Origin of the sequence: Streptomyces sp. NPDC002176 (assembly GCF_044903645.1) — a bacterium.
Classification (GTDB): domain Bacteria; phylum Actinomycetota; class Actinomycetes; order Streptomycetales; family Streptomycetaceae; genus Streptomyces.
The window spans coordinates 148,671-171,203 of sequence record NZ_JBJDQW010000005.1; the positions used below are offsets into that span (position 1 = coordinate 148,671).

At 71.6% G+C, this 22,533-nt stretch carries 23 protein-coding genes; 4 read left to right on the forward strand and 19 right to left on the reverse strand.

Annotated features, from left to right (window positions below; genetic code table 11):
* Positions 1 to 202: 202 nt before the first annotated feature.
* Positions 203 to 349: a hypothetical protein gene (locus ACI2LY_RS23470; RefSeq protein ID WP_404708885.1), complete on the forward strand. Its 147-nt coding sequence runs from the start codon at positions 203 to 205 to the stop codon at positions 347 to 349.
* Between the two features lie 33 nt (positions 350 to 382).
* Here the strand turns inward: ACI2LY_RS23470 and ACI2LY_RS23475 are convergent, their stop codons facing one another.
* The 16 genes from ACI2LY_RS23475 to ACI2LY_RS23550 all read right to left on the reverse strand — a co-directional run bounded on the left by ACI2LY_RS23475 (position 383) and on the right by ACI2LY_RS23550 (position 15,384).
* The gene (locus tag ACI2LY_RS23475) at positions 383 to 1,666 is read right to left on the reverse strand and encodes a hypothetical protein (protein ID WP_404708886.1); all 1,284 of its coding nucleotides are present in this window, start codon (positions 1,664 to 1,666) and stop codon (positions 383 to 385) included.
* Between the two features lie 235 nt (positions 1,667 to 1,901).
* Complete coding sequence (locus ACI2LY_RS23480) at positions 1,902 to 3,080, reverse strand: cytochrome P450 (RefSeq protein ID WP_404708887.1); 1,179 nt, start codon at positions 3,078 to 3,080, stop codon at positions 1,902 to 1,904.
* Complete coding sequence (locus ACI2LY_RS23485; RefSeq protein WP_404708888.1) at positions 3,077 to 4,285, reverse strand: MAB_1171c family putative transporter; 1,209 nt, start codon at positions 4,283 to 4,285, stop codon at positions 3,077 to 3,079. The genes ACI2LY_RS23480 and ACI2LY_RS23485 overlap by 4 nt, the downstream gene beginning before the upstream one ends.
* Complete coding sequence (locus ACI2LY_RS23490; protein ID WP_393913080.1) at positions 4,282 to 4,809, reverse strand: regulator component; 528 nt, start codon at positions 4,807 to 4,809, stop codon at positions 4,282 to 4,284. Before ACI2LY_RS23490 ends, ACI2LY_RS23485 begins: the two co-directional genes overlap by 4 nt.
* Positions 4,810 to 5,222: 413 nt before the next feature.
* Positions 5,223 to 5,678, reverse strand: a complete 456-nt coding sequence (locus ACI2LY_RS23495) for a Secondary metabolite protein (RefSeq protein ID WP_404708889.1) — start codon at positions 5,676 to 5,678, stop codon at positions 5,223 to 5,225.
* 576 nt (positions 5,679 to 6,254) lie between these two features.
* Positions 6,255 to 6,602 (reverse strand): hypothetical protein, encoded by a 348-nt coding sequence (locus ACI2LY_RS23500; protein WP_404708890.1) that lies wholly within the window; start codon positions 6,600 to 6,602, stop codon positions 6,255 to 6,257.
* Positions 6,603 to 6,610: 8 nt separating this feature from the next.
* Positions 6,611 to 7,042 (reverse strand): Imm50 family immunity protein, encoded by a 432-nt coding sequence (locus tag ACI2LY_RS23505; RefSeq protein ID WP_404708891.1) that lies wholly within the window; start codon positions 7,040 to 7,042, stop codon positions 6,611 to 6,613.
* On the reverse strand, positions 7,042 to 7,695 hold the full coding sequence (locus ACI2LY_RS23510; RefSeq protein WP_404708892.1) for a hypothetical protein: 654 nt from the start codon (positions 7,693 to 7,695) through the stop codon (positions 7,042 to 7,044). The genes ACI2LY_RS23505 and ACI2LY_RS23510 overlap by 1 nt, the downstream gene beginning before the upstream one ends.
* The gene (locus ACI2LY_RS23515) at positions 7,692 to 8,120 is read right to left on the reverse strand and encodes an SseB family protein (RefSeq protein ID WP_404708893.1); all 429 of its coding nucleotides are present in this window, start codon (positions 8,118 to 8,120) and stop codon (positions 7,692 to 7,694) included. The genes ACI2LY_RS23510 and ACI2LY_RS23515 overlap by 4 nt, the downstream gene beginning before the upstream one ends.
* 67 nt (positions 8,121 to 8,187) lie before the next feature.
* Complete coding sequence (locus ACI2LY_RS23520; protein WP_404708894.1) at positions 8,188 to 11,403, reverse strand: FG-GAP repeat domain-containing protein; 3,216 nt, start codon at positions 11,401 to 11,403, stop codon at positions 8,188 to 8,190.
* 174 nt (positions 11,404 to 11,577) lie between these two features.
* Positions 11,578 to 11,952 carry a fluoride efflux transporter CrcB gene (gene crcB / locus ACI2LY_RS23525; protein WP_404708895.1) on the reverse strand — a complete coding sequence of 125 codons (375 nt, stop codon included), beginning with the start codon at positions 11,950 to 11,952 and terminating at the stop codon, positions 11,578 to 11,580.
* A complete protein-coding gene (locus ACI2LY_RS23530; protein ID WP_404708896.1) occupies positions 11,949 to 12,365 on the reverse strand; it encodes a DUF190 domain-containing protein in 417 nt (138 codons plus the stop codon). Before ACI2LY_RS23530 ends, crcB begins: the two co-directional genes overlap by 4 nt.
* Positions 12,362 to 12,847, reverse strand: coding sequence for a fluoride efflux transporter FluC (locus ACI2LY_RS23535; protein ID WP_404708897.1), 486 nt, complete (start codon positions 12,845 to 12,847; stop codon positions 12,362 to 12,364). Before ACI2LY_RS23535 ends, ACI2LY_RS23530 begins: the two co-directional genes overlap by 4 nt.
* A 185-nt stretch (positions 12,848 to 13,032) precedes the next feature.
* The gene (locus ACI2LY_RS23540; RefSeq protein ID WP_404708898.1) at positions 13,033 to 13,788 is read right to left on the reverse strand and encodes a TIGR03943 family putative permease subunit; all 756 of its coding nucleotides are present in this window, start codon (positions 13,786 to 13,788) and stop codon (positions 13,033 to 13,035) included.
* Complete coding sequence (locus ACI2LY_RS23545) at positions 13,785 to 14,822, reverse strand: permease (protein WP_401450598.1); 1,038 nt, start codon at positions 14,820 to 14,822, stop codon at positions 13,785 to 13,787. Before ACI2LY_RS23545 ends, ACI2LY_RS23540 begins: the two co-directional genes overlap by 4 nt.
* Before the next feature lie 88 nt (positions 14,823 to 14,910).
* The gene (locus ACI2LY_RS23550; protein ID WP_404708899.1) at positions 14,911 to 15,384 is read right to left on the reverse strand and encodes a carboxymuconolactone decarboxylase family protein; all 474 of its coding nucleotides are present in this window, start codon (positions 15,382 to 15,384) and stop codon (positions 14,911 to 14,913) included.
* A gap of 268 nt (positions 15,385 to 15,652) precedes the next feature.
* On the opposite strand from ACI2LY_RS23550, the gene ACI2LY_RS23555 reads away from it, so the two are divergent.
* Complete coding sequence (locus tag ACI2LY_RS23555; protein ID WP_404708900.1) at positions 15,653 to 16,576, forward strand: hypothetical protein; 924 nt, start codon at positions 15,653 to 15,655, stop codon at positions 16,574 to 16,576.
* A 52-nt stretch (positions 16,577 to 16,628) separates the two neighbouring features.
* On the opposite strand, the gene ACI2LY_RS23560 is transcribed toward ACI2LY_RS23555, so the two are convergent.
* Positions 16,629 to 17,549 (reverse strand): aldo/keto reductase, encoded by a 921-nt coding sequence (locus tag ACI2LY_RS23560; protein ID WP_404708901.1) that lies wholly within the window; start codon positions 17,547 to 17,549, stop codon positions 16,629 to 16,631.
* A 69-nt stretch (positions 17,550 to 17,618) separates the two neighbouring features.
* Here ACI2LY_RS23560 and ACI2LY_RS23565 point away from each other — a divergent pair, with 69 nt between their 5' ends.
* Positions 17,619 to 18,650: a winged helix-turn-helix domain-containing protein gene (locus tag ACI2LY_RS23565; protein ID WP_404708902.1), complete on the forward strand. Its 1,032-nt coding sequence runs from the start codon at positions 17,619 to 17,621 to the stop codon at positions 18,648 to 18,650.
* On the opposite strand, the gene ACI2LY_RS23570 is transcribed toward ACI2LY_RS23565, so the two are convergent.
* Entirely contained in the window at positions 18,610 to 19,302 is a 693-nt protein-coding gene (locus ACI2LY_RS23570; RefSeq protein WP_404708903.1) for a TIGR03943 family putative permease subunit, read from the reverse strand. The two genes, ACI2LY_RS23565 and ACI2LY_RS23570, sit on opposite strands and share 41 nt — an antisense overlap.
* A complete protein-coding gene (locus ACI2LY_RS23575) occupies positions 19,299 to 20,537 on the reverse strand; it encodes a permease (protein WP_404709178.1) in 1,239 nt (412 codons plus the stop codon). Before ACI2LY_RS23575 ends, ACI2LY_RS23570 begins: the two co-directional genes overlap by 4 nt.
* Positions 20,538 to 20,703: 166 nt before the next feature.
* On the opposite strand from ACI2LY_RS23575, the gene ACI2LY_RS23580 reads away from it, so the two are divergent.
* Positions 20,704 to 22,491 carry an NAD-binding protein gene (locus ACI2LY_RS23580; RefSeq protein ID WP_404709179.1) on the forward strand — a complete coding sequence of 596 codons (1,788 nt, stop codon included), beginning with the start codon at positions 20,704 to 20,706 and terminating at the stop codon, positions 22,489 to 22,491.
* The last annotated feature ends 42 nt before the right edge of the window (positions 22,492 to 22,533 follow it).

Sequence of the window (22,533 nt, forward strand, 5' to 3'; positions counted from 1 at the left end):
CGTTCAGCGGACGTACACGTATTCCATGTCGGCCGACTGCTATATGGGCCGGGATCGTGCCGTCATGACGGTCATCTCGACCGAACGGGGAGCGCTTTTCTCGGCGTGCTGGAACGCTACTGGAAGGGAATGGGCTGCATGCTCGTCGCCACGAGCCAGAATGGGATGGCGGCCAACTTCGAGACACATGACGGAGTCCATCTTGAGCGTCACCACGCCGTGGGTGGAGAAGTCCGATGTCGCTCCGCCAACCAACAAGCCGAACGCGCATGACCACTCAAAAAAGGAACTGTCGGCGCCGAATGTGAAGTCGGCGTTCTGGTCGAGCGATGAGCCCCTGACGAGTTGAGGCACTCGTCAGGGGCTCTGCTCGGGCTTGGGGTCAGGCGTGGTTGGACGGCTTGCGGCGGCGGGTGGTCATGAAGGCTGCTGCGCCGAGTGTCAGGGCGGTGGCGCTTGCCAGGGTGAGGGGGAGTGTTGTGGAGGCGCCGGTCGAGGCGAGGGCGCCGGTGGGGGTGGAGGTCGGGGTGGGGGTGATTGTCGGGGTGGACGTGCCGCCCTGGGGGGCGGGGGTGTTGGCCGGGGTGGGGCGGGGGTCGTCGGTCTTGCCGGGGGTGCCGGGCTTGGCGTCGTCGACCTTGCCGGGGGTGCTGCCCGCGGGGAGGACTTCGAGGTCGTAGCGCTTCATCGGGCCCAGGACGCACGGGTTGTAGGCGTCGGAGGCGTCGCCCGCGAGGAGGGCGAGACCGGCGGTCTTGCGGGCCGAGGGGTCGATCGTCAGGCGCATCTTGACGTCCTGGTGGCCGCGCGGCGGCAGGCTCTCGATCCGGCCGATGTGCTCGGGCTGGTCGGCGCTCAGGGTCCGCCAGGCGGTGCCGTCGGCCCACTCCGTCTTCAGCAGGTTCTTCGCACCGGCGCCCTCGCCCGTCGCGTGGAGGAACACCAGCGGGTCCACGTCCAGGGTGCGCTCGGTGCCGTTGGTCACGCGCAGGGTGAAGCCGACGGTGCTCCCCGCGACGAGCTTGGAGGGGAGCCCCTCCGCGAGGGCGGTCAGGCCGTTCTCCCTGACGCACTCCTTGGCGGCGGCGAGCGCGGTGTCGGCGGTCTCCAGGTCCTTGGCGGTCCGTCGGACCGCCTCCGTCAGCTGACCGTACTTACGGCTCGCGGCGACCCTGGCGTCGTCCACCGCGGTGTCGGCCTTCTCCAGTTCGGCGTCGGCCGTCTGCTGGTTCTTGACCGCCGTCGCCAGGTCGGCCTCGGCGGCCGTCAGGGTCTGCTGGGCCGCGGCCTTCTCGGCGTCGCCCTCGGCCGCTTCCAGCTCGGCCTTGGCCTTGGTGACGCGCTCGTCGGCCGCGTTCTTGGCGGAGGCCGCCGCCTTCGCCGCCTTCTCCGCGGCTATCTCGGCCGCCTTGAGCGGGTGCTCGGGGGAGTCCAGGGCCTTCAGGGTCGCCTCGACCTCCTTGCGGCCCTCCGCCGCGGCGGCGACGGCCGCCGTGTGCGCCTTCGCCGCGGCCGCCGCGGTTGCCTGCAGTTCCTCGTACGTCGGCTGGTTCCGCGTCTGCGCCGGGACCGTGCCCGCGGCCAGTGCCGGGGCGGCGGTGCACAGGGCGACGGGTGCGGCCACCGTGCAGACGAGGGCTACGGCAAGGGAATGGCGAAGCTTCACAGAAGGACCCCCTGAGAGAGAAGCGGAGAAACGACCGCCGAAAGAGCATCGGCAACGAAAAAGGCCGGTGCACTGAATCTCGATCAGGTTATAGGCCCGGTAAAGGGAGCATTGGCTTCCTTTTACGGCTGTCCGGTCCGCTGGGGCGGGCGCCGCGGAGCGAACCGGACGGACACGGACGGTTGTTCACAACACCCGCACTTTTTCTATGACCCATCTCACCCGCGCCGTCCCCTCACACCCGCAGGGGCAACGACACCAGCCCCCGCATCAGGCGAGTGTGCCGCCACGTCAGCGACTCCGCCGGGACCGCCAGGCGGGCGTCGGGGTGGCGGGACAACAGGGCGCCGAGGGCGAGTTCGGCCTCGGCTCGGGCCAACGGGGCGCCCAGGCAGCGGTGGATGCCGTGGCCGAAGGCGAGGTGGCCCGTGGCGGTGCGGTCGAGGTCGAGACGGTTCGGGGCGGGGAAGCGCGCGGGGTCCCGGTTCGCGGCGCCGGGCGCGATGAGCACGGGGACGCCCGCCGGGATCACGGTCCCGCCGAGGGGCAACTCCTCCGTGCTGTAGCGGAACGTGGCGATCCCGACCGGCGAATCGAAGCGCAGCAACTCGTCCAGCGCGGTCGGCAGCAACTCCGGCTCCTTCCGCAACCGGGCCCAGGAATCGGGGTGTTGGAGCAGGGCCAGCGCGGCGTTGCCGATGAAGTTGGTGGTGGTCTCGTGGCCGGCCACGAGCAGCAGCGCGGCGATCGAGACCAGCTCGTGCTCCGTCAGCCGGTCCTGGTCGTCGCGTACGGCGATGAGGTCGTCGAGCAGGCTCTCGCCGGGCGACTCCCGCTTGGCGGCGACCAGTTCGGTCATATAGCCACCGATGGCGTGCGAGGCCGCGTCGATCCGCTCGGGCTCTCCGGCGGCGAACAGCTCGCCCGACCAGGTCCGTACCCGCGCCCGGTCGGCCTCGGGCACCCCCAGCATCTCGCAGATGACGGTGACCGGGAGGGGGACCGCGAGGCTCTTCACGAGGTCCACCGTGCCGTGCTCCGGCCAGGCGTCGAGGAGTTCGTCGACCAGAGCGGCGATGTACGGGCGCAGCCGCGCCACCGCCCCGGTGGTGAACGCCTTCGTCACCAGCGACCGCAGGCGTCCGTGCTGCGGGGGGTCGGTGGCGAGCATGTTCCGGGCCACGGCCGGATGGAGGTCGCGCCGGGAGGGCCGTCCGGCGAAGAACCGCGCGGTGTCCTTCGAGAGCCGGGGATCGGCGAACGCCTGCCGGGCCTCGGCGTACCCGGTGACCAGGTAGCTGTACTGCCCCGAGGAGCCGGTGGCCACCCTCCGTACCGGCGACGAGTCCCGCAGCGCGGCGTAGGTCGGGTACGGGTCGGCGAAGAAGCGCGGGTCGCGCAGCGGGTCGGTCATGCCCGTACTCCCGTCGCGCCGGTGGCCGTGGCCGCGATGTCGTCGCGTGCGTAGGCGCGGGCGACCAGGAGCAGCCACTCCGTCTCGGCGCGCAGGTCGCCCTCCCGGGCGGAGGCTCCGGGGGTCGGCGGTGCGACGTTCCTCATCGGCTCGTTCCCTTCCTTCTTCGCTCGTACGGCGGCTCGCAGGACCGCGGCCTCCACGATCGCCTCCCCTTCCGGGGTGCCGCCCAGGCCCTGTCCGGCGACGGCTCGTTCGGCGCTCTCCATGACGCCTGGGGAGCGGTGGGGGCGGAGGGCGAGGACGGCGTCGTTGATCTCGATCACGCGGCGGTGGAGGAAGAAGTCGGAGTCGGCCGCGTGCTCCTGGTCGTCGAACTCGGCCGGGGTCAGGACGACTTCCGGTGCCGCGCCGGTGACGTCCTCCCACAGCGGGCCGAGCGCGGCATGCGACCGCGTCTCCCACCGCCGCCGCAGGAACTGGCTGACGGGCCAGACGACCGCGGGGAGGGTGAGGCCCAGGGTGATGAGGAGAACGGCCAGGGCGGGCGCCGTCACGCTGAACACACAGCGAACGGGAGCCACGGGCGTCGAGCAGCGGACGCCCTGCGGGAGCAGCCCCAGTCCCAGCCCGACCGAGATCAGACCGAACACCTTGTACGCGGCGTACAGCAGGGCGAAGACGCATCCGGCCGCCGTGACGCGCAGTCCGACGCGCTGGCTGCTGCGCCGTGAGCGGTGGGACTGCCTCCAGGTCTGCAGGCAGAAGTCCTTCGCGGTGACGCCCAGGTAGGTGATGTAGATCAGCACGTAGAGCGCGTACAGCTGGGGCGAACGGTCGTTCAGCTGCTCGGCGGTGAACAGTGCCGTCATGCCGACGACGGAGATCCCGAGGAACAGCACACGGAGGCGGATGCTGCGCCGGGCCTCCTCGGGCTCCAGGTTGAGCTGGAGCATGAAGGCGAGGACCGCGGTCGCGGCGGCCACCGTGAACGAGTTGCTGAGCAGTCGGCCCACGTGCGGGACGAGGCTCTCGGCGGCGCCCTCCACGAGCGGCGTGTAGGAGGCGAAGGCGAGGGCGAAGGAGACCAGCAGGGCGATCATGGCCCACGTACCGGTCGGTCTGGGCCCGCCCCGGCCGCGCAGCCAATAGCCCGCGGCGACGAGCAGCACGATGGCCACGCCCGAGAACAGTACGTTGATCATGGGTGCCGACGGCCCTTCCTGACGGGTTTGGCGAACAGGGCCTCCCAGCGCTCGGCGCCCTTCGCGGGCTCGCTGGGGGGAAGTACGCGTCCGCGGTAGATGTGCTGCCGGATGACGGTGGCCATCATCTCGGCCTCGCGCTCGTCGTCCGTGGAGTAGCTCGTGCGCCCGTTCATCCGCCGGACGAGGGTGGGGTTGAAGCCGATGGCGTGGAACGCGTCGGCGTCCAGCTCCAGACTGCCGGGGTGGTCGCAGATGATGTGGCTGACCTCGTGCGCGAGGATGTGGTTCTGGTGCAGGGCGGACGTTCCCTCCTCGTAGAACAGGAGGTCGGCGTCGGGGGTCTCCAGGCGGATGCCGCACGGTGCGTCGATCGCGCCGAGCGTGCGCAGGGGGCGGAGGATGATCGGCCGACCGCGCTCGGCCGCCACGGCGTCACAGAGATCCCGGGTGCTGAAGCGATGGGGGAGCCGCAGGGCCGCCACACGCTCCTCGCACGCGGTGCGGAGCCGCTCGAGGTCCATGGTCGGTCCTGACGTCGCTCGGGCGCGGGTCGGGCGCACTGTGAACGCGACCCCCGGATGGCCGGATGGCGATCCGGAAGCCCCCGCGCCGGATCGATCGAAAGCTTAAACGAATACTCCGGTCCGCCCCGGGGAAACGCCTCGATCCGGCGGAGCAGAACTAGGGCCTTTCTTCCGGATCAGGCCGGCTCGGGCCGACGGTGCCTTCGGGCCGACCCGAGCGGGGTCTGGTGCGTACAGCTGCAAGGCGGAGGAGGGAGTCGACGCGGAGCGGTGGGGGTGCCCCCTGCTCGAGCGGAGCCGAGAGCTCGGGGGAGAGTGACGACAACGCGGCTGGGGGTCCCCCCTGCTCGCAGAGCTTGGGGGAGTGCGTGCCAGGGCCCGCGACCCCGGCAAGATCCGGAAGACAGGCCCTAGTCGTCCAGATCGAGGCCGTTCGTCAGGGTCTCGCCCGGGAGGCCCTCCAGGACCCGGGCCTGCTCGATCACCGCCGCGACCATCTGGAGGGTCTCGGCGCTCAGGCCGTTGGCGCGCAGGGCGACGGAACGGACGTCACGGTCGCGCATGGCGGCGAGGACGGCGATCTCCGCCCTGGTGCGGTGGGCGGCCTCCTCGTCGACGAAGTACCCGGCGGGCACACCGAAGAAGTCGGCGAGGGCCTTGATGGTGTGCCTCGTCGGGTTCTTCTTGGCACCGGTGCGCAACTGCTGGATCGCGCTAGCCGTGAGCCCCTTGCCCTGGTCTCCCGACGCCTCCTGGATGCCCTCGGCGACCTCGGCGTACGTGTAGGGGCCGCGATTGTCCGGGTGGACCTGCTTGAACAGGTAGTCCAGCAACTCCGCGAAGCTGCGCGGCTCGTCCTCAGTCACGTCCGGCACGTCCTTGTCCTGTCCGTCCTCGCGTCCACTCTGGTGTGTGGGCCGCGGGGAACACCCCGGTGTGCACACCACTGTAGTTGACGGTCACCCGCAACCAGGGTGTACGTTCTCGGAGAGTTGCTCGCACCAGAGTGTTGTCTCGCTGGTCAGAGCTTCTCCGTCGGCCTGGGGTGCGACCGAACCACCGGGCTAGGGGGCCGGGTTCCACGGGGGTGGACCCGGCCCTCCGAGCTGATGCCACAACTCGGCTACCGAGGTACGGAGTTCCGCGGGCGACAAGTCACCGGGTTCGGCGAGATGCGGCTCGACTTCATAGTCCTCCAGGAGCATGAAGACGCGGCCGAAAAGTTCTTCCAGTGGGCCCCGGATGCGTTCACCGTTCACCTGCGCGGTTCGGCGGGTCTGCCACCAGGTGCGGGCGAAGGTGGGGGCTGGGAGGGTGCCGTCGGTGAACTCTTGCAGCAGGTGCAGGTGTTGGGCTGTGGCGGTGTTCGGGGGGACGTCTTCGGGGTGGGACCAGGTGCGGTGGGCGGAGGCTGGGAAGAGTGGACCCATAAATTCCTCGCTTCACTGGAAGAGGAGCCGGTCCCGCACTGAAATGCGAGGGGCGATGTCAATTTCCATGACGCCCGCACACTCGCCCACGGAGAAGTCGATCCGCGCAGCGACGGCCGAGGGGGTGGACGTGAAAGCGAGCCGTGTGGCGCCCTCTCGGTAGACATCCAGCAGTACATCGCCCGCGGCGCTCAACCAGCGCACCTTGACCGATCGGCTGACGGCTTCGTAAGAGAGCACGAGGACGCCGTTGCCGGATTGCCAGGTCAGCACTCGTGCCCCGCTTTCCTGGATCTCCGGCCATTCACCGACGGTGTCGAAAACTTCTTCGTCGCCGGGAGCCAGGAACCCACCGGCCACAGGTGGCCTCATCCGCACTCCTCTCCCCCGTCCGCATACGCCGAAATACTCGACAGATAGGCACTCTGAGCAACGGCCTCCACCCGCATGACCGGAGACGCGACCACCAAAGTGACTCCATCTCCTTCCGAGAGGGCGATGTCGGCCGTCACTTCTGTACCGAGCCCCTCGATGACGAGCGAGTGAATTCCACCGAACTCGATTTCGAGCTGAACCGTATTGAAATGCTGTGCGACCCATTTTCTGGGCGCGTTGTCCGGAAATACCGGAAGGTCAAAACGCAAGGCGAGGGTGGGACCGTCCTCCCGCAGGCTGACCTCCCGGATGCGCACATGGGAGAGCGGCGGCGGATCGCCTCCGTAGACGGCGGTGATGCCTTGCGGGTTGTGGATCAGGGAAGTCCAGGAGACGACGTCACCACCGTTCCCCCCAGCCCCCATCAGCCCTCATCGCCCTGCTGCTCGGCCGCCTTCGCGCGGGCCTCTGGGGACGGGCCGAAGGTGTTGTCGAGGAACTGGTCGTACTCCCCGTCGGACACGCCCGCCGCGCGGCGCGCGTACTCCGGGGTGACGGGGACCGTGCCGACCACGTTCGAGGTCATCGCGTCCCGGCCCGCGTCCTTCCAGCCCTGCTTGCTGTTCTCCCACGCCTGCTCGAAGGACTCCTGCGAATAGTCCACCGTGCGGCCGGACTTGGCGATGTCACCCCAGCCCATCTTCTGCACGTCCTCCTCGGAGGCGTACGGGTTGCCCACCGCCGAGTTCGCCACGACCTTCACGCTGCCCTTGAGGTACTGCTCGGTCTCGTAGTACGTGCCCGCCGACAGGTTCGTCTTCTGCGCGAACGCGTTGCCCTCCGCGACCAGCGCGCGTACGCCCCACTCCCAGCGCTCGCAGAACGTCTTCAGGTCAGCCGTCAGGCCCTCGTGGCCCAACTCCAGCCCCGACAAGGCGATCCCGGAGAAGCCGCGGCCCGCGCCCGCCTGGCCGACCATGCCCAGCTCGCCCAGTTCACCCAGCGCCTCCGTCAGGCCCTTGGCGATCTCCTCCAGGCCCTGCGCCTGGAGATCCATCCCGCCCTCACCACTGCTCATACCGCACCGCCGTCGTCCAGATCCACCGCCGCGCCGTCCGGCACGATCCCCGCCACCGGCGGGAACACCATCCCGTCCGAACCATCCGCACAGTCCAGTGCCACCCCGCACGGGACGCCCGCAGCGGGCACCGCCACGTCCAACAGTCGTGCGCCCAGGATGCGTTGATACGTCCATTCACGCGCCGACTCCCCGCGCGCGGTGGCGTACCGGGCGAGCGCCTGCTCGTCGGAGAAGGCCAGGATGAAACGGATGCCGTTGAAGTCGGCCGTCAGCAGCGCCTGTTCACCGCCCAGCGGCACGAGAACCGGAGTACGGCGGAACTCACCGAGCAGCTCGGCGAACTCCTTTCTGCGAGCCGCCACTTCCGCCACCTGGGCGGGCGTGGTGCCCGAATCCGCTATCCGGTCCCCGTTCTCAGACATGGCGCCATCATCACGACTACGACGAGAGCGGACAAGTACCGGCCCCCGGAGGGGGCGTTCCTGGCCGTCAGGACAGCGTCTTGTAGACGCCCCAGCCGCTGCCGATCTTCACACGTCCGCCGAAGCCGCCCTTGCCGTTGCCAGCCCAGCGGTACAGGTTGCCCGCGGTGTCGCGGGCGACGAGGTCGTTGCGCCCGTCCTGGGTCAGGTCGCCCACACCGACCAGCGCGTCGTACGTGCGGAAGCCAGAGGTGAGCTTCACTCGTCCCCCGAAGCCGCCCCTTCCGTTTCCGTACCAGCGGTAGAGGTTGCCGGCCTTGTCCCGGCCCAGGAGGTCGCCGGTCTTGTCGCCGTTGAGGTCACCCACTCCCACCAGCGCCGTGTAGCCGGACAGTCCGGTACCGACGCGCACCCGGGACTTGAACGTTCCCTTACCGGTACCGGCGTGGAACCACAGGGCTCCGGACCGGTCACGGGTCAACAGGTCGGGGCGGCCGTCACGGTTGAGATCCCCGGCCGACGTCAGCAGGTCGTACGTGTTCCAGCCCTTGCCGAGGAGGGTGGACTTGTTGCTTTCCCGGGCGAAGCACACCTGCCCGAAGCCCCAGTACGCCCGCAGCTCGCCCGCGGAGTTCCGGACCAGCATGTCCGCGTACCCGTCGCCGTTGATGTCGCCGACCGGCACCAGGGTGGAGGAGGTCGGCCAGTCAGCGGTGTAGCTGCGGTTGTAGAAGTGCCCCTGGGGATGCCCCTCCCATGAGTCGGTCCGGCCGTCCTTGCGGACCGCCACCATGTCGGGGAAGCCGTCGCAGTCGTAGACATGGGTCGGGAGGGCGCCGCACAGCACCTGGAGGAGGCCGCTTCCCACCTTCACCGGCGCGGTCCCGCCGCCGACGCGAGCGGTCAACTGGTAGGTGTAGGTGCCGCTCGGGGGGAGAGCGCCGTTCGGCTCCCGGCCGTTCCACGAGGCGTCGACGGCAGAGTTGCCTCGTACGGCTCCGCCCCTCAGCGTGGCCACCCTGCGCTCGGTCGCCTTGTGGACGATGTCCACCTGCCAGGAGTCCACGGGGCGGCTCAGCTCGAACGAGGCCGTCCAGGTCGAGTAGTACGACGAGGTCGTCCTCGGCGCGGCGTTCTCGTTGCTGTATTCCTCGCCCACGACCGGGGCGGAGTCCGGCACGCCGTCCGCCGCCACGTGCACGCGGCCGTCGGCGTCCGCGTAGGCGACGTGACCGCTGTACTTGTCCACCGTCCAGGTGATCCTGCGGTCGTCCGCGAGCGAGCCGGCGGGGAGAGCGGCGAAGGAGCGCTCCGCGAGCGGGCTGCCGGTGTGGAAGTCGGTCAGCTCGAGCTCGCCCGCCGCACGGTCGTGCCGGATCACGTAGCCGTCCCCGAGCATGGCGGAGCCCGACGGCACGGCGAACCCACGATTGTTCGTCAGGTCGTACACCCCGGCCTGCTTGTCGGCACCGCAGGACCAGTACAGCCATCGCGCGGTCGCCTGCAGCTCGGTGGGCACGCAGGCGGCGCCGGTCCGCACGGTGCGCACGGGCTTGCCGGGCACGGTGGCGTCCGAGGTCAGCCGCTCTGCCGTCAGCGTTCCGGGGGATGCGGGGGCCGCGCTCCACAGGGTGGAGTACCAGAGCGCCGCGGCCTGCACCGGGCGGCTGCGGATCACCCGGCCGTAGCCCGGGTCGATCAGGTACTGGGTCTTCGGGGAACCGCCGTCCACCACCACGTACGAGGGAGAGGCGTCCCGGACCTCTCCGCCGCTGCCGGGCAACTCCACCCGCACGTCCGAGGTGTAGGGGTCCACCCGGGTCTCCAGGTACGTCTGCCCGCCCGCCTCGGAGAGGAAGGAGACCCCGTACCAGTTGCCCTCCACCATCCGTACGCAGTCCTCACCCGTCGCGCAGCGCACGGTGTACGAGGGCATGCCCACGGGCAAGGGCTCGGCCGCTCCCGCGACCGGGACCGGCCCGGTGCCGATGTCCTGCTGACGGATGGAGACCGTGCCCTCGGTACTGTCCACCCGGCCGAGGGTGCCCCGGTACAGGCTCAGCCCCAGGAGCTTGGCGGACACCGGGGGCAGCGGCTGGGCCACCTCGTGTGCCGGTGTCCCCTCGGGGCGCGCGGTGAAGCGGTGCACCGCCCAGTCGCCGCTACCAGTACCGCCGACGAACAGGGCGCTTCCGTCCGCCGCCTGGGGCGGAGAGTCCGATACGGGCGCGAGGTGGTCGAGCACGGTGGTCGGCTCCGTGCCGTCGAGCGGCCGGGCGGTCAGCCGTCGGCCGAGCGCGGTGCCCGAGGTGGTGTCCGGGGACGAGGTCAGGAGGGTGTCGCCGAGCAGCGCCACGGGGAACGCGTCGTCGGGGAGCGGAAGCTCCGCCGGACCGGAGGAGAAGTCCCCTCGCGGCAGCCAGCGCAGGCCGGAGTGGCCGTGGCCCCACCAGGCGATCCGGTCGGCGCTCAGCAGGATGTCGAGTCCCTCGCCACTCATCGCCTCGGGGAGCGGGGTGATCACGGCCGTCGCGGGGTCCAGCAGGCCGTAGCGGTACGCGCCGTCCCGTCGGAAGGAGATCACCGCGCCGCGGTCGTCCGTGGCCTGCTGCCGCAGGGGGAGGCTGTTCAGCTTGGCACCCTCGGGCAGGCCGGTGATCTGCAGCGGGTGCGCGGCGGAGGCTCCCGGGTCCATCGGGTCCAGGAGCACCCCGGCGGAGCTGGTGGTGCTGGTCGCGGACTCCAGTGCCAGCACCTTGCCGCCGACGGTCCCCCGGAAGGTGTGGTGCGCCGGGAGCTGTACGTCCCGCCGCTCACCGGTGTGCGGATCGAGCAGGGTGTACCAGGCGGCGCCCCGGGCCGGGCTCGGTGAGATGGCGAGCAGGTCGCCACCGGCGCCGACGGGACGTACGAGCGCGTTGGCGGGCAGGGTCTGCAGGCCGGGCACCTGCGTCGAGGTGCCGCTCGCGAAGTCGGTCCAGGTGTAGCCGTCCCTGCCTTCCTGCCGGTGCAGAAAGCCGGTGCCGGTCGCCGCCAGCGGGGTGTCCGCACGAGGGGTGGCCCGGTCGGCGCGCGGGATCACGACCTCCGGGGACGGATTCGCCGCGGTCGCCACCTGGGCGGCCTGCGCGGGCGCCGCGGCCGTGGCGAGCGGGACCGCTGTTCCCGCGACCGCCAGGATCGTGGCGGCCGCACCGGCCGCGAGACCCCCGCCCCCGGTGCGTCGGCCACGTCGGCCGCGTCCAGGCTGTGCTTCAGTCGACGTCCGGGTCAATGCCCCCACGCCCCCCTTGTTGATGCGATTATGTGCCGCCGTGCGGCGCCCCCGTTCGTGGCCGGACACCCCCGCGCCGGTCCACGGTGGCTGCGGTGGATCTCGTCAGCCACGTGCGGCTAGACGTTAATGGATCAACGAGCCCTGGTCAGCGGTGGAAAGATCACGATCAGACAATCTGCCTCAAGCCCAGATCGCCTCGGCGAACGCCGTCCCCACGAACGCCGCGCCCAGGCCCGCCACCACGCTCGCCACCACGTTGGCCGCGGCCAGGAACCTGGCTCCGTCCTCCGTGAGGCGGAGGGTCTCGTAGGAGAAGGTGGAGTAGGTGGTGAGGGCGCCGCAGAGGCCGGTGCCGATGAGGAGTTGGACGTGGGAGGAGGCGGCGCCCGCCGTCACCGCGCCGGTGAGCAGGCCCAGGATGAAGCAGCCGAGGACGTTGACGGTGAAGGTGCCCCACGGGAAGACGGCGTCGTGGCGTTTCTGCACGGCCCGGTCGGTGAGGTAGCGCAGCGGGGCTCCGGCCGCGCCGCCGATGATCACCAGCAGCCAGTTCACGCCTTCTTCTCCTTGCCCGAGTGACCCGAGTGACCCGAGCGGCCCGGGTGGCGCCGCGAGTGACGGCCCGAGTGGCTGCCCGCGTAGCGGATGACCTGGCAGTCGTCCAGGATCACCAGCCCCGACTCCACCAGCTCGTCCAGTTCCGGCAGGAACGCCCGTACGCGCTCCCCGGTGTCGACGATCACGATCGCCACCGGCAGTTCCTCGTTCAGGGAGAGCAGCCGGGCGGTGTGGATCAGGGAGGACGCGCCGAAGCCCTCGATGCCCCGGAACACGCTGGCGCCCGCGAGACCGGCCGCGTGCGCGCGGTGCACGATCTCGCTGTAGAGCGGCTTGTGGTGGTAGGTGTCGTGCTCGCCGATGAAGACCGTCACCCTCAGGGCGTCGCCGGTCAGCCGTGTCGTGGTCATCGCTGCCTCCAGGCCAGGACGCGACGCGTGAGCGCGACCGCGAGTCCGACCGAGCCGAGGGCCGCGAAGAGGGTCGCGGCCAGGTACGCGAGGGCGGTGCGCGCCTCACCGGCGTCCACCAGCCGTTCGATCTCGACGGCGTACGTGGAGAACGTGGTGAAGCCCCCCAGCACCCCCGTACCGAAGAACGGCCGGACCAGCCGGTGCGCCGTCCACACCTCGCTGATCAGCACCATGAAGACGCCGATGACCGCGCACCCGGTCACGTTGACCAGCAGGGTGGTCCAGGGGAAGCCGGGGTTCTGGATCGGCCACAGGAGCGCCGCCGCGTACCGGGCCGTCGCGCCGATCGCGCCGCCGAGCGCGACCACGGCCACGACCGGGCCCTGCCCCCGCCAGGCTTCCTGCCACTGAGCGGGAGAGCGCAGGTCGATGTCGGGGTCGACGGGTTCGTTCGTCGTCATGGGTCGTGGTGCCGTCATGGGCGTACGTCTCCTACTCGCCGGGGCCCGCGCACGCGGGCGCACTCCATCGCAAGTAGGGACTGTTGGCGGCGTCGATGCCGCGGTTCGGGTACGGCGAGCCCCACCGCCGCGCCGCGCGGTGAGGCGCGGCCGGTCATCAGGGTATCGCGGGGGCGGGGTGGGGTGCAGCGCGGCCGGTGCGGCTACGAGGGGGTGAGGGGGAGGTCGTCGGTGTAGGCGTTGACCGGCTGGGCCATGGGGTGGGTGTCGTGGACGTCGAGTGCGGCCTCGGCGGTCCTGGTACCGAGGTGGCCCGCCGGATGCCAGGTTCCGGTGACCGCCAGCCAGGTATCGGCGGGCGGGGCGTCGGTTCCGTACACGCGGACCTTGACGGTCTGGGAGTCGGCGGCGCAGCAGGTGAAGATGATCCGGGTCAAGTACCAGCCGCCGCCGGACCCGGCCGGGGTGACGAACCCGGTGAGCTGGACCTGTCTGCCCTTGATCGCCAGCGTGGGGTCCTGCTGGACGCGCTGGGTGAAGCCGGTGAGGGTCAGGGGGAGTGGGGAGGTCGCGGTGGGGAGAGCGGGGAAGCGTTCCTTCGGGGTGGTGGCGACCGGTTTCCCGTTGGAGTGGGCCGCCGTGTACGCGCCGAGGGCGGGTGGGGCGTAGAGGAGGAGGCTCAGGGCGGGGAGGGCGAGGAGCCAGGCGACCTTGGGGGCGGTGGAGTGGTCGTGGCCGTGGGAGTGGGCGTGGTCGTGGTGTTCGTGGGATTCCGGGCCGCGCCGCAGGTCGAGGCAGGCGTTCACCGTGGCGAGGAGCAGCAGGACGACGCCGGAGGCGATCAGGACGGGGCGCAGGCCCTCCTTGACGTAGCGCAGGTAGAGGTCGGTGAAGAGGGCCGTGTGCAGCAGGCCGGCGCCGATGAGGGCGAGCAGGGCGGTCTGGGCGAGGCGTCTCACAGCAGCGCGCCTCCGATCAGGGCGCTGGCGGTGACGGCGACGACCGTGGTCGCGGCGGAGAACCGTACGGCGAAGGCGCGGCCGAACGTGCCCGCCTGAAGGGCGATCAGCTTCAGGTCCACCATGGGGCCGACCACCATGAAAGCGAGCCGGGCTGTGGGGGAGAAGCCTGTGAGTGACGCCGCCACAAAGGCGTCCGCTTCCGAGCAGACGGCGAGCAGGACCGCGAGTCCGGCGAGGAACAGTACGGAGAGCCAGGGCGAGCCGGAGAAGGTGTCGAGCACGGTACGCGGCACGGCGACGTTGAAGGTGGCCGCGGCCATCGCGCCGAGCACCAGGAAGCCCCCCGCGTGCAGGAAGTCGTGCTGGAAGCCCTGGCGGAACTCGGCCCAGCGGCTGTGCCCGTGCTGGTGCCCGGTGTGCCGTACGGCCGGGCGCAGCCACTTCTCCTTGCCGAAGCAGAGCCACAGCCAGCCCATCACGGCGGCGGTGGCAAGCGAGGCGACCAGCCGGGCCGCGACCATCGCGGGGTTGCCGGGGAAGGCAACGGCCGTGGCGGTGAGCACGATCGGGTTGATCGCGGGCGCGGACAGCAGGAAGGCGAAGGCGGCGGCCGGGGTGACGCCCCGCCGGATCAGGCTGTTGGCGACCGGTACGGACGCGCACTCGCACCCCGGCAGCACCGCGCCCGCCACCCCCGCCACCGGCACGGCGAGCGCGGCCCGCTTGGGCAGCACACGGGTGAACAGGTCGGCCGGGACGAACGCGTTGATCGCGCCGGACAGCACGGTGCCGAGGATCAGGAACGGCAGCGCCTGCACGGTGATCGCCAGGCAGACGGTGCGCCACGCCTGGACGGCGGGCCGGTCGAGCACCCCGGCGCGGGCGAGCAGCAGGACGGTGATCCCGACGGCCGCCGCGGCGGTGAGGGCGAGCAGGGGCCGTACGGGGCTGGGGCGGGCCGGTGGAGCGGTGGGGGTGACGACCGTCGCCGCCCCGTCGACCACTCCCACCAGCTCATCCGTTTTTCCCATTTTCACTCCGGATGTCGGTGTTTGGCCGACGATAAGCGAGCGGCGTGCGCGCCGCGGGGCGCACACGCCGACCCGCGTCCGGATGCCCTCAGGCGAACTGGCCGACCTGGTAGTCACCGGCGGGCATGCGGAGCATCACGTTCATGCGGTTGTAGGCGTTGATCAGGCCGATGAGGAAGACCAGCGCGGCGAGCTGGTCCTCGTCGTAGTGCTTCGCCGCGTCCGCCCACGCCTCGTCGGTGACGGCGCCCGGGGTGTCGGCGAGGCGGGTGCCCTGCTCGGCCAGTTCGAGGGCGGCGCGCTCGGCGTCGGTGAAGACGGTGGCCTCGCGCCAGGCGGCGACCATGTGCAGCCGCTGCTGGGTCTCTCCCGCGTGCGCGGCCTCCTTGGTGTGCATGTCGAGGCAGAAGGCGCAGCCGTTGATCTGACTGGCGCGGATCTTCACCAGCTCCTGGGTGGCGGCGGGGAGGGTGGAGTCGGAGACCACCTTTCCGGCGGCGCCGATGTGCTTGACGACCTTGGCGGCGGCGGGGATGGCGAAGGGGTTGAGGCGGGCGTCCATGGCTGCGCTCCTGGGGCTGGTTCCGTCGGATTCCGTTGGATTCACGGTTACGACGGGTGGGGCGGCGCTGGTGTGACATAGGGAGGTGTGGTCTGTGTCACCGGGCCACATGGGTGACGGCCACATGGGTTCCGGCCACATAGGTTCCGGCCACCTGGAATCCGCCGGGAATGCGTGCAGGAGGGCCACATGGGGCGCACACAGTCTTCCGAAAGCCCCGTTACGGTGGCGGCGCTCACCCGCGCCCGTCGACCCAGGAAGACCGCGAATGGACTACTGCTCCGCCTGCCGTCGGCATCTGAACGGCGCCCTGGTCTGCCCCGGTTGCGGCGCCTGCGCCTCCCCGGACCTGGCCCCGATGCCGGTCCGCCCGAGCACGTACGCCGTCCGGCGCCCCGGCGAGGAGGACGCGCCCTCGGCCGCGTCCCGCCACACCAGGTCGGTGCCCCCGCCGACCGCCCCGAGCCCGCACTCGTACCCGCAGCACCCGGCCGAGGTGCCCGCGGGTGCCGGTCGCGCGGCCCGGCGTCGTGAGCAGACCCGCTGGCGGAAGACCCGTCGCCGTGCCGTCCTGGCGACCGCCGTGGCGCTGGTCGGCGGCGGACTGACCTTCGCCGTGCTGAACCACCAGCCGACCGACCGCACCCGGACCACTGCGGCGCAGGGCGAGCGCCCGATGGGCGGTACGGGTCCGGAGGCCACGGCCGGGCTCCCGGTACCGACGCCGTCCCCCACCTACGGCTCGGCCACCCCGAGCGGCGCGCCGCACACAGGTGCCGAGCACACAGGCCCCTCCGTGCACCGCTCCAAGGCCCCCGCCGCACCGGGCACCGCCTCCCCGGAGCCGTCCGAGTCCTCCAAGCGGTCCGGGTCGCCCACGCAGTCCTCCTCCGTACTCCCGCACGCCCGCTCGCTGCTCCCCCTCCCTCACAGCACCGCGCCCGCGCCGGACTCCGCCACCCCTGCCTCCCCCGCCTCCCCCCTGGCCCCGACGGAGCAGTCCCCCACCCCCACGCGGAGCACCCCCACCCCCACCCCCGACACCACGACGGACTCCCCCAGCGCCACCCCGTCCACGTCGGCCCCGGAGCAGCACTCCCCCTCTCCCACCGCATCCCCGGCCCAGTCGGCCTCCCCCTCCACCCAGCCCTCCTCCTCCCACCTCTGCCTGCTGGTCCTCTGCCTCAACTGACAGCCCGACCAGTACACGGACCCAATTCACGGCGCCCCGGTCACACTCACGCTCACGCGGAGGAGCCCAGCCCGGCCAGCTCCTCCGCCGAGAGCCGCAGAGCACCCGCGGCCACATTCTGAGCGAGGTGACCGAGGTCGCCGGTGCCGGGGATGGCCAGGACATGCGGCCCGCGCTGCAGGGTCCACGCCAGCCGGACCTGCGCGGCGCTCACCCCACGGGCGCGGGCGACCGCCTCCACCGCGCCTTCGCCGTCCGCCAAGCCGTCACCCAAGGCATGCACCGGGGCGCCCGCCGTACGCCCGCTGCCCGCGATCGAGTAGAACGGCACGAACGCGATCCCCCGCTCGCCGCAGATCCGCAGCATCTCCTCCTGCTCGGCCGACGCCCCGATGCCGTACATGTTCTGCACGCACACCACCGGCGCGATGGCCTGAGCCTCCGCGAGCTGATGGGGCCGGATGTTGGACAGGCCGAGGTGGCGGACGAGCCCGGTGTCGCGCAGTTCGGCGAGGGCGCCGAAGCGTTCGGCGATCGAATCGGGGCCGACGATGCGCAGGTTGACCACGTCGAGGTGGTCGCGGCCCAGCTGGCGCAGGTTCTCCTCGACCTGGCCGCGCAGTTGCCCGGGGGTGGCGTGGGGCAGCCACTCGCCCGAGGGATCGCGGCCGGGGCCGACCTTGGTGACGATGACGAGGTCGTCCGGGTAGGGCGTGAGGGCGTGGTTGATGAGTTCGTTGGCGGAGCTGAGGGGCGAGAAGTAGAACGCGGCGGTGTCGAGGTGGTTCACGCCCAGCTCGACCGCGCGGCGCAGCACCGCGATCGCCTGGTCCCGGTCGCGCGGGACGGCGTCGGGTATCAGCGCCTCGCCGTGCTGGGGCAGGCGCATCGTGCCGAAGCCGAGCCGGTTGACCGTGCGGTCGCCGAGTTTCCAGGTGCCCGCCGCCGCAGCGGTGATCATCGTTGACGTCATAACGGGATGATCGGCGCACGCTACCCTGATGGGCCATTGATTAAGGCATGCCTGAATCCTGCGGGGGCGATGGTCGTGGCGGAGCTGGCGTTCTCGGCGGACGACCTGGCACAGGTGCGGTTCGCCGTCTCGCCGATGTGGGAAGTCGCCCCCAGCTTCCGGCTGTTGACCTCGGACACCGCGCACCCGGTGCACCGCCCCTGGATCGAGCAGGCGCGCCCCCGCGTGCTGGCCGCCGGACTGGACCGGGGCTGGCTGGCCGAGCTGATCGGCCCCTCCGGCTACGTCCCCGACTTCCTCACCCCGGCCCCCACCGGCCCGGCCCCCGCACCGGAGACCGAGTGGGCCACGATCCTCGCCTCACCCCCCGACCGCGTACGCCAGGACCTCGACCACCTCGCCCGCCACCAGGGCGGCCACCTCGGCCCGCGCCTGTCGAGCCTGCGCGCCGATCCGGCAGCCCGGCTGGCCAAGCTCACGCGGGAGATCGAGACGTACTGGGAACTGGCGCTCGCCCCCTACTGGGGCCGCATCAGGGCCGTACTGGACGCCGACGTCTTCCACCGGGCCCGTACGGTCGCCGAGCACGGCACCGGCCGCCTCTTCAACGACTTGCACAGCAGCATCAGTTGGGACGCCAGCACGCTCAGCCTGGTCCACCGGAAACGGCTCATGCCCCGGCACAGCACAGGCACGGGACTCCTGCTGATCCCCTCCGCCTTCACCGGCCCCGGCCTCCGCACCCAGGTCAGCCCGCCGGACCCACCCCAACTCGCCTATCCGGCACGCGGAACCGGCACCCTGTGGGAGACGCGGCCAACCACCGGCACCCACACCCTGATCCCCGTCCTCGGCCGCTCCCGGACCCTGCTGCTGACCGAGCTGGAGTCCCCCGCCTCCACCACCGAACTCGCCCAGCGCACCGGGCTCTCCCCGGCCGGGGTGTCGCAGAACCTCACCGCGCTGCGCGACGCGGGGCTGGTCAGCGCCCACCGGGCCGGGCGGTCCGTCCTCTACGCCCGTACCGGGGCCGCCGAGTCCCTCCTCGACGCCGCGTCCCTCACTTGTTCCACGTCTCGTCGTAGGGATCAGCCGGGGTAGGCACCGGCCGGGCCGATGTGACCCGCAGATACGGGATCAAGCCGTTGTTGACCGGGTCGCGCGTCACCCGGGACGCGTACACCCCCGTCACCTCCATCCACGCGTCCGGCCGTAGCACCGGCGGGAGTTGGCCCGTCAGGCCGACCTTGACCGGCTGGGCGTCGGCGGCGCAGCAGTTGAGGGCCATGCGAACGAGGTAGGGCGTGCCGTGCGCGTCCAGGGCGAGGAAGCCGGTGACGCGGACGGTGCGGCCGCGCAGGGTGTGGCCGTAGGCGGCGCGGGAGGCGTAGTCGACGACGCTCAGCCGGACGGGGTCCGAGGCGGGCAACGGGTCCAGGCCGTACGGGGGTTGGAGTGCCGTACCGGTGCGGACCGCGCTGTAGGAGCCGAGGGCGGGCGGGGCGATGAGGATGAGGGCGAGGACGGGCAGGACGAGGAGCCACGCCACCTGGGGCTCGGGATGACCCCCACGAGTCCGCTTCCGCTCGTACCAGACCGTGGCCAGGGCGGCCACCACGAGGACCACTCCCGCCGCCAACACCAACGGTCGCAAGCCCGACTTGACGTATCGGAGGTACAGATCGGTCGTCCCGGCGTGCAGCAGTGCCCCGCCGAGCAGGAACATCACGGCGGCCTGCGCCTGGCGGTTCACAGCAGCACCGCCCCGGTGACCAGCGCGCTCGTGACGGCCAGCGCGAAGGTGGCCGGGGCGAAGCGCAGGGCGAAGCCGCGGCCGAAGGTGCCCGCCTGCATGGCGAACAGCTTGAGGTCGATCATCGGACCCACCACCAGGAACACCAGTTTGGCCGTCGGGGAGAAGTCGGTCAGCGAGGCGGCGACGAACGCGTCCGCCTCCGAGCAGATGGACAGCACCACGGCCAGCACGGCGAGCGCGAGGACGGCGAGGAAAGGGTTGCCCGCGGCCGTGCGGAGCCACTCCGCCGGGGCGACCGCCTTCAGGGTGGCGGCGGCCATCGCGCCGATCACCAGGAAGCCGCCCGCGTGCATGGTGTCGTGGCGGACGGAGTTCCAGAAGGTCTCCGCCTTCGTCGCGCCCTCATGGGCGCCGTGCGCGGGCGGGCGCAGCCAGTCGGCGCGGCCGAGCCGCTGCCACAGCCAGCCCATCGCGCAGGCGACCAGCAGGCTGGCGGCGAACCGGGCGACGACCATCTCCGGGTTGTTCGGGAAGGCGACGGCCGTGGCGGTAAGCACGATCGGGTTGATCGCGGGCGCGGACAGCAGGAACGCCAGCGCGGCCGCCGGGGTCACGCCCCGCCGCACCAGCGCGCCCGCCACCGGCACCGACGCGCACTCGCATCCCGGTAGCACCGCGCCCGCGAGCCCCGCGACCGGTACGGCGAGCGCGGGCCTGTTCGGCAGGGCGCGGGCGAAGAAGGCGGGCGGTACGAAGACGGCGATGGCGGCGGAGAGCAGTACCCCGAGGACCAGGAAGGGCAGCGCCTGCACGGTCACGGCGACGAACACCGTGGTCCAGCTCTGCATCACCGGGGTGCCGAGCGCGCCCCGGATCGGCGCCTGGGCGAGGACGGCGAGCAGCAGCACCAGGGTGAGGACGAGGGGGGAACTGAGCCGGGTGCCGGTACCGGTACCGGCACCCGCGCTGGTACCGGTACTGCCGCCGGTACCAGGATCAGTGCCCGTACCAGGCTGGGTACCAGGATCGGAGTTGCCAGTACTAGTACCAGTACCGCCGCCGGTACCAGGATCAGTACCTGCACCAGCCTGGGTACCAGGATCAGTACCTGCACCAGCCTGGGTACCAGGATCGATACCAGTGCCAGGCTGGGTACCAGGATCGATACCAGTACTAGTACCAGCACCAGCACCACCGGACCGTTCACCCGCTGACGGGACGTCTTCGGCAATGGCCACGGGTAGAGACCTCCGGCTGAGTGCGGCTGCCAGGGCGTACGCGGCCGCGGACAGCCCCGTTCAGGTGATCACTGGAACCGCCCGCCTTCTTGGGGCAGTCTTTTCCCTCGTGGCGAACAGCGTTCCGTATCAGGGCGGTTCAGGTGGCGCGGCGGCGCCGATGGTGGTGTGCGGGGACGACGGTCTCGCGCACCGGCTGTCCGCCGAGCTGCGCGGAGTCTACGGCGAGCAGGTCGTCCTCGTCGTGCCGCCGAACGCGCGCACCGCGCGGCGGCCGGTGGTCGGGCGGCCCCGGTCGGCTCCGGCGGCGCTCTTCGACCGGGTGGTGTCGGTGGCGGTCGGCCGAGGGGGTCCAGCGGCGCCCGGCGGCTCCGGGGCCGCAGGCCGACCCCGTGGCGCGGAACGGGTGCTGGAGACCGAGTTCCTGACCGAGCAGGTGCTCGCCGAGGCCGGGGTGGAGCGGGCGGCCGCGCTGGCGCTGGTCTACGAGGACGACGAGACCAACATCCGTGCCGCGCTCACCGCCCGGCGCCTCAACCCGCGCCTGCGGCTCGTACTGCGGCTGTACAACCGCCGGTTGGGCCAGCACATCGAGGAACTCCTCGATCAGGCGGCCGTGTTGGTGGGCGAGGACGACGAGGCGGTCCGGGACGCGACCACCTCCGTGCTGTCCGACGCGGACACCGCCGCGCCCGCGCTCGCGGCGACCGCCGTGGCCGGGACCGGCAAGGTGATCCAGGCGGAGGGGCTGCTGCTGCGGGCGGTGGAACGGGTCGCGCCGCCGCCCGGCGTGCCCGCGCCGCGCGGCCTGTGCACGCTGGCCCTGCTGTCCGCCGACGGCAGCGACGAGGGCCCGGTGCTGCTGCCCGACGACGAGGAGGTACGGCGGGCGGACGGCCGGTCCACCGTGCTGCTGGAACGGTTCTCGGCGACGGAGGGAGCGGCGCCGGGGAGCGGGCTCGGCGTGGGCGGCGTACCGCCCCTCTCCTCCCTGTTCTCCAAGCAGTTGAGGTGGTCGCTGGCCGTCCTCGCGGGCTGTGTGATCGCGCTCGCGGTCGCCCTGTCGATCGTGACCGGCATTCATCCCGTCAAAGCCTTCTACCTGACCCTGCTGGACCTCTTCGCCATCGACGATCCGGCACTGGGCGAGCCGTTGGGGCGCAAGATCCTCCAACTCCTGTCCGGACTGGTCGGGTTGCTGCTGCTTCCGGTGCTGCTGGCCGCCGTGCTGGAGGGGTTGGGCACCTTCCGTACGCAGTCCGCGCTGCGGAAGCCACCGCGCGGGCTCGGCGGTCATGTCGTCCTGCTGGGGCTGGGGAAGATCGGTACGCGGGTGCTGATCCGGCTGCGGGAGCTGCACATCCCGGTGGTGTGCGTGGAGGGCAACCCGGAGGCGCGCGGGCTCGCGGTGGCGCGGCGGCTGCGGGTGCCGGTGGTGATCGGGGACGTCACGCAGGAGGGCGTACTGGAGGCGGCCAAGATCCACCGGGCGCACGCCCTGCTCGCGGTGACCAGCGCGGACACCACCAACCTGGAGGCCGTCCTGTACGCGCGCGGGGTCCGCCCCGACCTGCGCGCGGTGCTGCGCCTGTACGACGACGACTTCGCCACCGCCGTGTACCGCACCCTGCGGGTGGCCCACCCGCTGGCCACGACGCGCAGCCGCAGCGTCTCCTATCTGTCGGCCCCTGCCTTCGCCGGGGCCATGCTGGGGCGCCGGGTGCTGGGCGCGGTCCCGGTGGAGCGGCGGGTGCTGCTGTTCGCCTCCGTGGACGTCGCCGACCGACCCCAGTTGGAGGGCCGGACCCTGGCGGCCGCCTTCGCACCCGGTGTCTGGCGCGCCCTCGCGGTGGAGGGCGAGGCCGACACCCCACCCGACCGCCTCCTCACGAAGGACGACCGGGTGGTGATCGCGGCGACCCGCCGGGGCCTGGCGGAACTCGGCTGAGCCGTCAGCCGCCCTACTGCTCCGAGTCCCACTGCTCCGAGT